At 72.0% G+C, this 12,713-nt stretch carries 13 protein-coding genes; 6 read left to right on the forward strand and 7 right to left on the reverse strand.

Annotated features, from left to right (window positions below; genetic code table 11):
- Window positions 1-91: 91 nt before the first annotated feature.
- The 7 genes from AB0B68_RS17775 to AB0B68_RS17805 all read right to left on the reverse strand — a co-directional run bounded on the left by AB0B68_RS17775 (window position 92) and on the right by AB0B68_RS17805 (window position 8,399).
- The gene (locus AB0B68_RS17775; protein ID WP_355009632.1) at window positions 92-1,180 is read right to left on the reverse strand and encodes a uroporphyrinogen-III synthase; all 1,089 of its coding nucleotides are present in this window, start codon (window positions 1,178-1,180) and stop codon (window positions 92-94) included.
- Window positions 1,180-1,527 (reverse strand): nitrite reductase small subunit NirD, encoded by a 348-nt coding sequence (nirD, locus tag AB0B68_RS17780; protein WP_357199063.1) that lies wholly within the window; start codon window positions 1,525-1,527, stop codon window positions 1,180-1,182. The genes AB0B68_RS17775 and nirD overlap by 1 nt, the downstream gene beginning before the upstream one ends.
- Window positions 1,524-4,061 carry a nitrite reductase large subunit NirB gene (gene nirB / locus AB0B68_RS17785; RefSeq protein WP_357261143.1) on the reverse strand — a complete coding sequence of 846 codons (2,538 nt, stop codon included), beginning with the start codon at window positions 4,059-4,061 and terminating at the stop codon, window positions 1,524-1,526. Before nirB ends, nirD begins: the two co-directional genes overlap by 4 nt.
- Window positions 4,058-5,497, reverse strand: coding sequence for an FAD-dependent oxidoreductase (locus AB0B68_RS17790; protein ID WP_357261146.1), 1,440 nt, complete (start codon window positions 5,495-5,497; stop codon window positions 4,058-4,060). The genes nirB and AB0B68_RS17790 overlap by 4 nt, the downstream gene beginning before the upstream one ends.
- Window positions 5,494-7,629, reverse strand: a complete 2,136-nt coding sequence (locus AB0B68_RS17795) for a molybdopterin oxidoreductase family protein (RefSeq protein WP_357261149.1) — start codon at window positions 7,627-7,629, stop codon at window positions 5,494-5,496. The genes AB0B68_RS17790 and AB0B68_RS17795 overlap by 4 nt, the downstream gene beginning before the upstream one ends.
- 240 nt (window positions 7,630-7,869) lie before the next feature.
- A complete protein-coding gene (locus AB0B68_RS17800) occupies window positions 7,870-8,145 on the reverse strand; it encodes a hypothetical protein (RefSeq protein WP_357261152.1) in 276 nt (91 codons plus the stop codon).
- The gene (locus tag AB0B68_RS17805; RefSeq protein WP_357261297.1) at window positions 8,142-8,399 is read right to left on the reverse strand and encodes a hypothetical protein; all 258 of its coding nucleotides are present in this window, start codon (window positions 8,397-8,399) and stop codon (window positions 8,142-8,144) included. Before AB0B68_RS17805 ends, AB0B68_RS17800 begins: the two co-directional genes overlap by 4 nt.
- 337 nt (window positions 8,400-8,736) lie before the next feature.
- On the opposite strand from AB0B68_RS17805, the gene AB0B68_RS17810 reads away from it, so the two are divergent.
- From AB0B68_RS17810 to AB0B68_RS17835, 6 genes are all read left to right on the forward strand, one after another.
- Window positions 8,737-9,504, forward strand: a complete 768-nt coding sequence (locus tag AB0B68_RS17810) for a DUF5753 domain-containing protein (protein WP_357261155.1) — start codon at window positions 8,737-8,739, stop codon at window positions 9,502-9,504.
- Window positions 9,495-9,695, forward strand: coding sequence for a DUF397 domain-containing protein (locus tag AB0B68_RS17815; RefSeq protein WP_357261158.1), 201 nt, complete (start codon window positions 9,495-9,497; stop codon window positions 9,693-9,695). The genes AB0B68_RS17810 and AB0B68_RS17815 overlap by 10 nt, the downstream gene beginning before the upstream one ends.
- A 135-nt stretch (window positions 9,696-9,830) precedes the next feature.
- The gene (locus AB0B68_RS17820; RefSeq protein ID WP_357261161.1) at window positions 9,831-10,526 is read left to right on the forward strand and encodes a methyltransferase domain-containing protein; all 696 of its coding nucleotides are present in this window, start codon (window positions 9,831-9,833) and stop codon (window positions 10,524-10,526) included.
- Between the two features lie 89 nt (window positions 10,527-10,615).
- A complete protein-coding gene (locus AB0B68_RS17825; RefSeq protein ID WP_091403518.1) occupies window positions 10,616-10,873 on the forward strand; it encodes a DUF6364 family protein in 258 nt (85 codons plus the stop codon).
- Window positions 10,863-11,156, forward strand: a complete 294-nt coding sequence (locus AB0B68_RS17830) for a hypothetical protein (protein ID WP_091402325.1) — start codon at window positions 10,863-10,865, stop codon at window positions 11,154-11,156. The genes AB0B68_RS17825 and AB0B68_RS17830 overlap by 11 nt, the downstream gene beginning before the upstream one ends.
- A 161-nt stretch (window positions 11,157-11,317) precedes the next feature.
- Window positions 11,318-12,700, forward strand: coding sequence for a nitrate/nitrite transporter (locus tag AB0B68_RS17835; protein WP_357261164.1), 1,383 nt, complete (start codon window positions 11,318-11,320; stop codon window positions 12,698-12,700).
- Window positions 12,701-12,713: the final 13 nt, after the last annotated feature.

Raw genomic sequence — 12,713 nt, forward strand, 5'->3', positions numbered from 1 at the left:
ACGTCGCGTCACGGCCGGCACGCTACGGCCGGCCGTGACGTGTTCAGGGCGTGTGGAAGTGCCCTCGGCCCGATCGGGGACTCCGCACGCCCTAGTCGACCCGCAGCCGGTAGCCGCGCTTCACCACTGTCTGCACCACGCGGGGCGCGCGCAGCCCGGCCCGGAGCCGGGCGACGGCCATCTCGACGGCGTGCTCGTCCGCGCCCCGGGGCAGGGTCCTCAGCAACGCCGTGCGGGACAACACCCGACCCGGGGTCTGGGCCAGGGCCCGCAGCACCGCCATCGGCGCGGGCGCGAGCGGCCGCAGCTCGCCGTCGATCACTGCGGCGTGCCCGCGCAACGTGAGCAGGTGCCCGCCGGCCTTGAACGTCACGGTCCGGCGGGGCAGCTCGTCGACGATGGTCCGCACCAGTGCGCCCAACCGGGCCCGGCCCGGCGCGCTCACCGGCACCCCGTGCCGCAGCAGCGGCTCGGCGGTCACCGCCCCGACGCAGCTGGCCAGCACGTCGCCGCGCAACGCCGACAGCACCGCGTCGGTACGGTCGCCGGCGGCCCGCAGCAACGCCTCGGCCGCCGGTGCCGAGGTGAACGTCACAGCGTCCACCAGCCGACCGGCGATCAGGTCGATCAGCCGGTGCAGCGGCGCCGGATCGGTCGGCGGCGCCCAGCGGTAGACCGGCACCTCGATGACAGTGGCGCCCGCCGCCTCCAGCGCGAGCGTGCACTCGGGCTGCCGCTCGCCGTGCAGCTGCATGGCGATGACCTGCCCGGCGACGCCACGCCGGCGCAGGTGCTCGACCACCTCGTCGCAGCTCTCCGAGGCGGGTGACCACTGGTCGTGCAGCCCGGCCGCCCGGATCGCGCCGCGTGCCTTCGGGCCGCGCGCCACCACGTACGAGCTGGCCAGCACGGAGCGCAGTGGCTCGGCCAGCCCCCAGCCCTCGGCCGCCTCCAACCAGCCGCGCATGCCGATGCCGGTGTTGGCCATCAGGATGTCCGGTGGTTGGTCGAGGCAGGCGCGGGTCGCCTCGCGCAGCTCGGTGTCGTCGGACAGCGGCACGATCCGCAGCGCCGGGGCGAGCACCACCCGGGCGCCCCGTCGTTCGAGCAGCGCGGCCAACTCGTCGCGCCGCCGGTCGGCGGTCACCCCGATGGTGAAGCCCGCCAGTTCTTCGCGCATCAACCCTCCTGTCGCAGCCGCACCTCGACCAGCCCGTCGCGGCACCGTGCGTCGTGCCGAGCCACCGCCACCCCGGGCAGGTCGAGGCAGTGCCCGCTGCGCAGGTCGTACACCTGCTTGTGCAGCGGTGACGCGACGGTCGGCACTCCGCCGCGACTGCCGACGATGCCCCGGGACAGCACGTACGCCCCGGAGACCGGATCGCGGTTGTCGACCGCGAACAGCTCGTCGGCGGTCCGGAAAAGAGCGATCTGCACCCCGTCGACCAGGGCGGCGACGCCCCGGTCCGGTTCCAACCGGTCGAGCAGGCAGACGGTGGTCCAGGTCAGCGTGAGTGTCTGGGTCATCGCCGTACCTCCGGTAGGCCGAGGGTGACCGGTTGCCGACGGTGACCGTTGGTCGCCTCGGATCCGGTCGGGGACTGGTCGCGTACGGGAACCGGCTGGCCGCGTTCCCGGATGAAGGTGATCGACGGGTCGGGTACGTCGGGGGCGTTGACGAAGGAGGTGTAGCGGCGCAGCCGATCCGGGTCGTCCAGGACGTCGCGCCACTCGTCGGAGTACGACGAGACGTGTCGGGCCATCGCCGCGTCGAGGTCCTCGCAGAGCCCGAGCGAGTCGTCCACGATCACCGAGCGCAGGTGGTCCAGGCCACCGTCCATCGCCTCGATCCAGCCGGCGGTGCGTTGCAGCCGGTCGGCGGTACGGATGTAGTAGATGAGGAACCTGTCGATCAGCCTGATCAGGGCGTCAGTGGTCAGGTCGGTGGCGAACAGGTCGGCGTGCCGGGGTCGGAAACCGCCGTTGCCGCCGACGTAGAGATTCCAGCCGGTCTCGGTGGCGATGATGCCGAAGTCCTTGCTGCGCGCCTCCGCGCACTCCCGGGCGCAACCGGAGACCGCCGACTTCAGCTTGTGCGGAGCACGCAGCCCGCGATAGCGCAGCTCCAGCGCGACGGCCAGCCCCACCGAGTCCTGCACCCCGTACCGGCACCAGGTCTCGCCCACGCACGACTTCACAGTGCGCAGCGCCTTGCCGTACGCGTGCCCGGACTCGAAGCCGGCGTCGACCAGCCGCCGCCAGATCTGCGGCAGCTGCTCGACCCGCGCCCCGAACAGGTCGATCCGCTGCCCGCCGGTGATCTTCGTGTAGAGCTGGAAGTCCCGGGCGACCTCGCCGATCACGATCAGCTTCTCCGGGGTGATCTCGCCGCCCGGTATCCGGGGCACCACCGAGTAGCTGCCGTCGCGTTGCAGGTTGGCCAGGAAGTGGTCGTTGGTGTCCTGCAACGACGCCTGTTCGCCGTCGAGCACGTGCCCGCTGCCCAGCGAGGCGAGGATGGACGCCACCACCGGTTTGCAGATGTCGCAGCCGCGGCCCCGACCGTGCTCGGCGACCAGCCGGGAGAAGGTGCGGATGCCGCGGACGCGGACGATCTCGAACAGCTCCCGTCGGCTGACGTCGAAGTGCTCGCAGAGCGCGCTGGACTGCGCCACGCCGGCCGCGTCCAGGAGCTGCTTCAGCATCGGCACGCAGGAGCCGCAGCTGGTGCCGGCCCGGGTGCACGCCTTCAACGCCGGTACGTCCGCGCAACCGTCGGCGATGGCGGCGTCCACGTCGCCCCGGGTCACCGCGTTGCAGGAGCAGACCTGCGCGGCGGCGGGCAGCGCCCCGGCGTCCGCGCCGCCGCCGTCCGGGGCGAGCAGCGCCAACGGCGCGGCCGGCAGCGGGCCGCCCACGCTGGCCCGCAGCGTCGGGTACGCGCTGGCGTCACCCACCAGCACCCCGCCGAGCAGTGTGTGCGCGTCGTCGGAGAGGACGAGCTTCGCGTAGACCCGGGTGGCCGGGTCGGTGAACGTGACGTCCAGGCAGCCCTCGGTCGCGCCGTGGGCGTCGCCGAACGAGGCCACGTCGACCCCGAGCAGTTTGAGTTTGGTGGCGGTGTCCGCGCCGGGGAAGGTCGCCGCGCCGCCGACCAGCCGATCGGCCACCACCTCGGCCGTCGCATACCCCGGCGCGACCAGACCGTGGCAGGTGCCGTCGACCGCCGCGCACTCTCCGACGGCCCAGATCCGCTCGTCGGCGGTACGACAGGTCTCGTCGACAAGCACCCCGCCGCGCGGGCCCAGCGGCAGACCGGCGTCCCGGGCCAACTGGTCCCGGGGCCGGATGCCGGCGGCCACCACCACCAGCTCGGCGTCGAGGTCGGTGCCGTCGGACAGTTCCAGGGCCGCGACGCCGCCGTCCGGGCCGGGCCGGATCGCTGTGGTCGCCACCCCGAGATGGGTCCGTACGCCCAGTTCGTCGACGTAGCGGCGGAGCATCGCGCCGCCGGCCTGGTCCACCTGCACCGGCATCAGCCGGGGCGCGAACTCGACCACGTCGGTGCTCAGGCCGAGCAGCCGCAGGGCATTGGCGGCCTCCAGGCCGAGCAGCCCACCACCGATGACCGCGCCGACCCGTCGACCCCGCGCGTACGCCCGGATCGCCGCCAGGTCGTCCAGGGTCCGGTAGACGAAGACCCCGGGCAGCTCCGTGCCGGCCACCGGCGGCACGAACGCGTACGACCCGGTGGCGAGCACCAGCGCGTCGTAGCGGTATTCGCCGACGGCGGTGGTCACCACCTGGCGGTCCCGGTCGACGGCGGTGGCCGGCTCGCCGAGGCGCAGCCGCACCCCGTCGTGTGGGGTGTGCAGGTTGAGCTCGCTCTCACTGACCCCGTCGAAGTACGCCGAGAGCCGCACCCGGTCGTACGCCGGGCGCCCCTCCTCGGCCAGCACCGTCACCCGCCAGTCGCCCTGTGGGTCACGGGCGCGCAGCGCGTCCACGAAACGCTGCCCGACCATGCCGTTGCCGATGACGATCAGTTCGCCGCCGCTCATCGCGTCACCTCCACCGATTCCGCCTGGCTCAGCCAGTCGACGATGCCGCTCACCGCGTCCCGGCATCCGCCGCACCCGGTGCCGGCCCGGGTCGCGGCCACCACCGCATCGACGGTCCGGGCGCCGGAGCGCCAGCTTCTGACCAGTGCGCCCTTGCTCACCGTGTTGCACTGACAGACCGTGGCCGCGTCCGGCATCAGCGCCGGTGAGGCGGCCGGCGTCGCGCCGACCGTGCCGAGCGCCCGGCCGAGCAGCAGCGCCCGGCGGTCACTCGGCACCGGCTGGGCGCGGTCGAAGAGTTGGATCACCGTGCCGACCGCCGGGTTGTCGCCGAGCAGGATCGCGCCGATCAGCCGCTCGTCCCGGATCCGCAACCGGGCGTAGGTGCCCCGGGTCGGGTCGGCGAACGTCAACTCCTCGCCCGGTCCGCCACTGGCCGCGTCACCCATCGAGGCCAGGTCGATCCCGGCCGCCTTCAGCCGGGTCACCACCGGCCGGGGCCGGTACCGGGCCAGTGGGTCCGTGCCGCTCAGCACGTCCGCGAGCACCTGGGCCTGGGCCCAGGCGGGCGCGACCAGCCCGGTGAGCACGCCGTCGTGCTCGGCGCAGTCGCCGATCGCCGAGATGGACCGGTCGCTGGTGCGCAGCCGGTCGTCCACCACCACGCCGCGCCGCACGGTCAGGCCGGCGGCCTGCGCGAGTGTGGTGTCCGGGCGCACGCCACAGGAGAGCACCAGCAGGTCGGCGCGGAGCGTCCGGCCGTCGGCCAGGTCGAGGCGGACGCCGCTGGCGTCCGCGACCACGCCGGTCGCCGAAACCCCCAGTTGGACGGTGACGCCGAAACCGGCGAGCGTGCCCGCGAGCACCGCCCCGGCGGTCGGGTCCAGCTGCCGTTCCATCAGGTGTTCTCGCGGGTGCACGACAGTGGTGGCCAGCCCTCGGGTGGCCAGCCCTCGGGCGGCTTCCAGGCCGAGCAACCCGCCGCCGAGCACCAGCGCGCTGCGGGCGCCGTCCGCCGCGGCGAGTATCCGCCGGCAGTCGTCCAGGGTCCGGAAGGGCACCACCCGCTCCGGCAGGTTCGCCGGGTCGAGGCCTGGCAGTGGCGGCACCACCGCACGGGCGCCGGTGGCGAGCACCAGGTGGTCGTATCCGATGCGTTCGCCGTCGTCGGTGCGGACCTCCCGGGCGGACCTGTCGACGGCGGTCACCGGTACGCCGCTGCGCAGGTCGACGCCGTGCCCGGCGGCTTCGGTCAGCTCCACGTCCGGCTCGTCGATCCGGCCGGCCAGCAGGGTGGAGAGCAGGATCCGGTTGTACGCGCGATGCGGCTCGGCCCCGAGCACTGTGACCTTCCGGTCTCCCTCCCGGGCGTGCAGCTCACCGGCGAGGCGTGCGCCCGCCATCCCGTTGCCGACGATGACCACCCGCGCGGTCATGCCTTCTCCACCCGGACCGCGCAGATCTTGAACTCGGGCATCCCGGAGATCGGGTCCACCGCGTCGTTCGTCACCGAGTTGGCGCGTCCCGCCCCCGCGTAGTGGAACGGGGCGAACACGGTGTCGGGTCGGATCCCGGCGCTGAGCCGGGCCGGCGCGCGGAACTCACCCCGTCGTGAGGTCACCCGCACCGGGTCGCCGTCGTCGATGCCCAGCCGGGTGGCCAGGTCGGGGTGCAGTTCGACGAACGCCTCCGGGGCGGCGCGGCGGAGCGCCGCAACCCGCCGGGTCTGGGTGCCCGACTGGTACTGCGCCAGCACCCGACCGGTGGTGAAGTGCAGCGGGTACGTGGCGCAGACCTCCTCGGCGGCCGGCCGATGGTCGACGGGGTGGAAGCGGGCCCGGCCGTCCGGGGTGGCGAACCTGTTGGCGAAGAGTCGGGGCGTGTCCGGCCCTTCGTCGGTCGGGCAGGGCCAGTAGACCCCGTCGTCGGCGTCGATCCGGTCCCAACTGATGCCGGCGTAGTCGGCGGCCCCGCCGGCGGATGCGCGGCGCAGCTCGGCGAAGACGACAGCCGGGTCGGCCGGGAACCGAGCCGCCGCCACGGCTTCCGGTCGCGCCTCGGCGGCTGCCAGCCGCACCGCCAGGTCGGAGATGATGGCGAGGTCGGTGCGGACGTCCGGCGGGGGCGGCCGTAGCGCGCGCCGACGCAGCACCCGACCTTCCAGGTTGGTCATGGTGCCGTCCTCCTCGGCCCACTGCGCGGTGGGCAGCACCACGTCCGCCAGCGCGGCCGTCTCGGAGAGCAGAAGGTCCGCGACGACAAGCAGGTCGAGGTCGCGCAGCCGACCCTCGATGCGGGCCGCCCGGGGTGCCGAGACCACCGGGTTCGACCCGAACACCAGCAACGCGCGCGGGCCACCAGGGGTGCCGAGCGAGTCGAGCAGTTTGTAGGCGGGCACTCCCGGGCCGGGCAGTTCGTCGGCCCGCACACCCCAGACCCCGGCCACGTGCTCGCGGGCCGCCGGGTCGTCGATCCGCCGGTAGCCGGGGAGCTGGTCGGCCTTCTGCCCGTGCTCCCGCCCGCCCTGGCCGTTGCCCTGGCCGGTGAGGCAGCCGTACCCCGAACCGTCGCGGCCGGGCAGCCCGAGGGCGAGAGCGAGATTGACGTACGCGGTGACGGTGTCCACCCCCTTGGCGTGCTGCTCGGCGCCGCGCGCAGTCAGGATGATCACGCGACCGCCGGTGCCCAGCGCTCGGGCGGTCGCCTCCAGGTCGGCCACCGGCACCCCGGAGAGCTGTTCCGCGCGGGCCGGCCACCAGGCGGCGACGCCTCGGCGGACCGCGTCGAATCCGGTGGTGCGGTCGGCCACGTAGGCCCGGTCGACCCAACCTTCGGTGAGAGCGATGTGCAGCAGCGCGTTGGCCACCGCGAGGTCGGTGCCGGGCAGCGGTTGCAGATGCAGGTCTGCCTGGCGGGCGGTGGCGGTGACCCGGGGGTCGACGACGATCAGTTTCCCGCCGTTGCGGCGCTGCTCGGTGAGCCAGCGCACCAGCGGCGGCATGGTCTCCGCCGGGTTCGCTCCGACCAGCAGCAGGGTGTCGGCCCGACCCAGGTCGGCGAGGGGGAACGGCAGCCCGCGGTCGATGCCGAAGGCCCGCATCCCGGCGGCCGCCGCCGAGGACATGCAGAACCGTCCGTTGTAGTCGATGTGCCTGGTGCGCAGCCCGATCCGGGCGAACTTCCCCAACGCGTACGCCTTTTCGTTGGTCAGGCCACCACCGCCGAAGACGGCGACCGCGTCCCGGCCGGCGTCGTCCTGAACGGCGCGGATGCCGGCGACCACCCGGTCCAGTGCGGTGTCCCAGCTCGCCGGGTGCAGTTCGCCGGTGGCCGCGTCGCGCACCAGCGGAGTGGTCAGCCGATCCGGGTGATCGAGTAGTTCGGCGGCGGTCCACCCCTTCTGGCAGAGCCCGCCCCGGTTGGTGGGGAACTGGCGCGGGTGGACCGTCACACCGGTGTCGTCAGCGCGCAGTGTCATCCCGCACTGCAGTGCGCAGTACGGGCAGTGCGTCGCCACTTCCCGGGGCGTCAGCCCCGGTGGAGTCGCCGACCGTGCACCGTCTGTCATGTCGGGAAAGCGTGCCGCCGGGCGGTTTCCGGTCCGGGTCCCTTCTGTTTCGGTCCTGTCAAGTGGGGCTCACACCGCACAGGGGCAGCGCGCCTGACGGGTGGGCGAGCGGTCGCCTCGGACGGACGCTCGACCAGTGCGGGTCGCAGCCTGTAGAGCTGAATCGTCTACGACATCGGCGGTTGATTCGTTTGCGACATCAGCTCGACAGCGACAGCGCACCTCACCTGGCGGGGGCGGTCAGCGCACGTCGAAGCGGTGTGGTCGGCGGGTCAGGGACAGCCAGCCGAGGAACCGGGCGTGGAGTGCCCGCGGGTCAGGGTGAACGCCCAGGGAGTACAGGTCGTCGAACGCGTCGTGCATGTTCGCTGCCAGGTAGAGCGCCAGGGCGATCGAGTGGCCGTAGAACTCGGTCGTGAGGTGAAGCTGAGCCGGCGTACACGGCCAGGCAGCCGCGCAGTTACGGCAGAGCCACGCCGGGCGCATCGGCTGGTGCGGGCGGGGTCGGCGGCTCATCCGACCCTCACCGGACCGCGCCTGACGGGCGTGCGGGTGGTCGGGCGACGGGCCGGCGGGCCGGGCGGGCCCGGCCAGATCAGGCCCGCGGACATCACGAACAGCGACCGGCGCGCGACCGCGTCACCATTCGCGGCCAGCTCGTAACCGTCGATCCACAGCCACCCGTCGTACGTCGGCCAGTCGAGAACGCGAATCACGCGAACGAAGATCGGACGCAGGAACTGCACGCTCGCGGCACGGGTCAGGTGCAGGACCTCGCCCGCGTGCGGCTTCCGCCGTGTGGGCCTCGGCGTGGGTCTCCGATCCGGCGGCTCATCCGGCACGATGCTCTCCCCTTGGTCGTCACTGTGGGAAGAGGCCGCCCCGTGGTGCTCATCCGTCGAGATCTTGGACAGTTTCCGTCACGTGACGACGGAAACTGTCCAAGATCTGCGGCAGGCCGAGGGCGGCCCCACACGAACGCGCCCGCCGGGTCTCAGGTCCCTACCAGCCGCGCCGTCTGCCGGTTACATTGCCGAGAGCGATGGGATCAGTACACGACGTAGCTCTATTCCCAGGGACGTTCGGGATGTTCCTCTTGGAGGCAGGATGAACCATGCACTTCAAGTGGCCATGGCCGAAGCTGGCGAGACAGCCGAAAGCCTGGCAGCTCAGACTGGCGTTGATCCGAAAACGGCAGCGCGGTGGATAAGCCCGGGACGCGTGCCGCAGCCCCGTCGGCGCGCGAAGTTGGCCGCGCTCCTCGGAAGGGACGTTGGGGACCTCTGGCCGGATGTCCTCAAACGGCGCGAGCCGCAATGGCTGCGCGAGTGGGTTGACTGGGAACGCGAAGCCCTCGCGATTCGTTGGTTCGAGCACACCTGGGTGCCCGGCCTCTTGCAGACGGACGCGTACGCGCGGGCGACACTGGCAGGCGAAGCGTTGACGCTGGGCGAAGTTGACGACGTGGTCGCCTCCCGCATCGATCGACAGGCCGTCCTTCGCCGTGAACGTCCACCCCTTCTGGTCGCAGTCGTCCACGAACTGGTCCTGTATCAATCGGCGTATGGCGACCGAGCATTGATGCGTGAGCAGGTCGCACACCTTGCGCAGTGCGCGGCACTGCCCGCCGTGCAGGTGCTCGTGGTGCCGCAGGACGTCGGGATGTATCCGGGCCTTGGTGGGGGGTTCATCGTGGCCGAGTTGCCCGACGGCGGGCAGGTCGCACATATCGACAGCCAGGTGCGGGCGCAGATCCTTAATGGAGCTGCGGACGTTGCTACGCTCAATCGCAGGTGGGAACGCATCAGAAGCGAAGCTCTTTCCCGTCAACAGTCCCTCGACCTGATCAGGAAAGCAGCAGAATCATGGACCTGACCGGCGCGCAGTGGCGTAAGAGCACGAAGAGCGGAAACAACGGAGGCTCGTGCGTCGAGGTTGCTGACAACCTTCCCGGCGTCGTCCTCGTCCGCGATACCAAAGACCGCGATGGCGGGACGTTGACCTTCGGACCGGCGGCATGGACCGGTTTCCTGCACCTGGCGAAGGCCATCGGCCCCGTCGGCTGACCAACGCAGCACCAACTGCCCCCGGCGTCCTGGACATCACGGAACCGGGGGCCATTCGTGTGTCCAGGATGAGGTCCGCTCACCCCCGTGGTGCTTATAATGTGGGAAACTCGTCTCACTTATTGGGAGAGCGCGATGAGCGTGACGGACGTCTTCGACGCCGTGGCCGGCACGTACGACGAGGCGCGCAGGCGGCTGGTGCCGTGCTTCGACAGCTTCTACGGCACCGCCGTCCAGGTGGCCGCGCCGCCGTTGCGGGCCGCGCTCGCCGCCGGGCGTACCCCGCAGGTTCTGGACCTGGGCGCGGGCACCGGCCTGCTCTCGTTGCTGCTCGCCGCGGCGGTGCCCGGAGTCCGGCTGACCCTGGTGGACGGAGCGCCGGCGATGCTCGCCCGCGCCACCGACCAGTTGGACGCGCGGTCCGTGCCACACCGAACGGTCCACGCCGATCTGGCCGACGAACTGCCGCCGGGCCGGTACGACGCGGTGGTCAGCGCGCTGGCGATCCACCACCTGGACGACGCCGGCAAGCGCGTGCTCTACCGGCGGGCCGCCGCCGCGTTGGCACCGGGTGGGGTGTTCGTCAACGCCGAGCAGGTGGCCGGCCCGACGCCGGAACTGGACCGGCGCTACGACGAGGTGTGGATGAAACGGATCACCGAGCTGGGTGCGTCCCCCGACGAGATCGCTGCTTCCCGGGAGCGGATGCGCCACGACCGCCCGGCGACAGTGGCCGACCAGTGTCGGTGGCTCGCCGAGGCGGGCCTGGTCGACGTCGACTGCTACTTCAAGGAGTGGCGCTTCGCGGTGTTCGGCGGCCGGGCCGGGTGAGCCCGGCGGAATGTGCGTTTCGCCGCCCGGGGACGAGCCGGTAAGCGCGGGGATGACTGTCGGTCATACCTCTGGGTAATCTGCTCGGCATGACTGCCAAGGTGACTCTCTCGTTCACGGACGAGACCATCGAGGAGGCGCGGCGGTTCGCCAAGCGCGAAGGGCTGTCGCTCTCCGCATGGATGGACCAGGCCGCCCGGGAGAAGGCGCTGCGCGAGGTCTTCACCGCGCACGCCGCCGCCGTGGGCCGCGCCAGCCTGGATCTGGAGTCTGCCGCGCTCGCCGACGCCCGCGAGGTGGGCATGGTCAACGACCTGTTCTCCGGCGGACGGCCGCGTGCTGCGTAGGGGTGAGATCTGGCGCATCGAAGGTGCCCGGGAACGCCTCGGCCTCGTGATCAGCTCGGACGTCTACAACTCCACCGACGTGCCCATCGTGATCGTGGTCGAGGTGGTCGAGGAATCACTCCTGCGGGACTCGCCGCTCGCCGTGTCGATGGGCCGGTACGTGGTGATGCCCGACCGGATCTCCTCGCCCATGAAGAAGTGGTTCACCGCGTGCGTGGACGTCGCCGACACCGACACCATGCTTCGGGTCGGTCGGGCGCTGCGCATCCTCCAACAGCTCTGATCGGAAGGGCAGCCCTGCGCACGCCGCCCCCGGTGGCGTGCTCACCATCGCCGCCGGCCCGTGGTGCGATCCCCGTTTCCGGCCCGACCCGCGACGGGCACTGCCAGGTAACCGGCCGTTCCTAGCGTTTCTGCTCGTCACACCGACGAGGAGGAGCCGCCGTGAGCACGCTCACCAGCACCGTAGTCACCGCCGAGCCGCCCGCCGTCACCGGTCGTCGGCAGCCGCTGCACGACTGGCGCCCCGAGGACCCGGACTTCTGGCAGGCCACCGGCGCGCCGATCGCCCGACGCAACCTCTGGGTCTCCATCTTCGCGGAGCACGTCGGCTTCTCGGTGTGGAGTCTCTGGTCGGTCACCGTGCTCTTCCTCGGCCCCGCGTACGGCATCGATCCGGCCGGGAAATTCCTGCTCACCGCGGTGCCGGCCGCCCTGGGCGCGGTGCTGCGACTGCCGTACACGCTGGCGGTGGCCCGCTTCGGCGGACGACGCTGGACGATCATCAGCGCACTGCTGTTGCTGGTGCCCGCGGTCCCGATGACGGTGCTGCTGGAACCCGGCGTGTCCTACAGCACCCTGATGGTGCTCGCCTGCCTCACCGGGGTCGGCGGGGGCAACTTCGCCTCCTCGATGGCGAACATCAACCTGTTCTACCCACAGCGGCTCAAGGGACGGGCGCTCGGGCTCAACGCCGGTGGCGGCAACCTGGGCGTACCCGCCGTGCAGCTCGTCGGCCTGGCCGTCCTCGCCACCGCTGGTGCCGCGTACCCCCGGTTGGTGCCGGCGGTCTACCTGCCGCTGATCGTGCTGGCCGCGCTGGCGGCGGCCCGCTGGTTGGACACCGTGCCCGGGGCGCGCAACGAGCCGGGCGCGTTGCGGGAGGCGGCCCGCGACCCGCACACGTGGGTGATGTCGCTGCTCTACATCGGCACCTTCGGCTCGTTCATCGGCTTCGGTTTCGCCTTCGGGCAGGTGCTCCAGCTCCAGTTCGCCGAGCGGTTCCCGACCCCGGTCGACGCCGCCTGGCTGACGTTCCTGGGCCCGCTGGTCGGCTCGCTGATCCGGCCGCTGGGTGGGCACCTCGCCGACCGGTTGGGCGGGGCACGGGTGACCTTCTGGAACTTCGTGGCGATGGCGGCCGGCGCGAGCACAGTGCTGTACGCGGCCCGGGAGCGTTCGTTCGGGCTCTACCTCGCGGGGTTCCTCGCCCTCTTCGTCTTCTCCGGCGTCGGCAACGGCTCCACGTACAAGATGATTCCGGCGATCTTCCGGGCCCGGTCGGCGGACGCGGTGGCCACGGGGCAGCGTGATCCGGAGGCCGCCGCGCGGTGGGCGCGGCGGATGACCGGCGCGTTGATCGGCATCGCGGGTGCGATCGGCGCCTTCGGCGGGGTGCTGGTCAACATCGCGTTCCGCCAGTCGTTCCTCAGCTCGGGCAATGCCGACGCCGCCTACCTGGCCTTCATCGGCTGGTACGCGTTGTGCTTCGCGGTCACCTGGGTGGTCTACCGCCGTCCGAGGGCCGGTCGACTCACCAACGTGTGAGCTGAGACACCCT

Source organism: Micromonospora sp. NPDC049049, from assembly GCF_040649115.1.
GTDB lineage: Bacteria > Actinomycetota > Actinomycetes > Mycobacteriales > Micromonosporaceae > Micromonospora.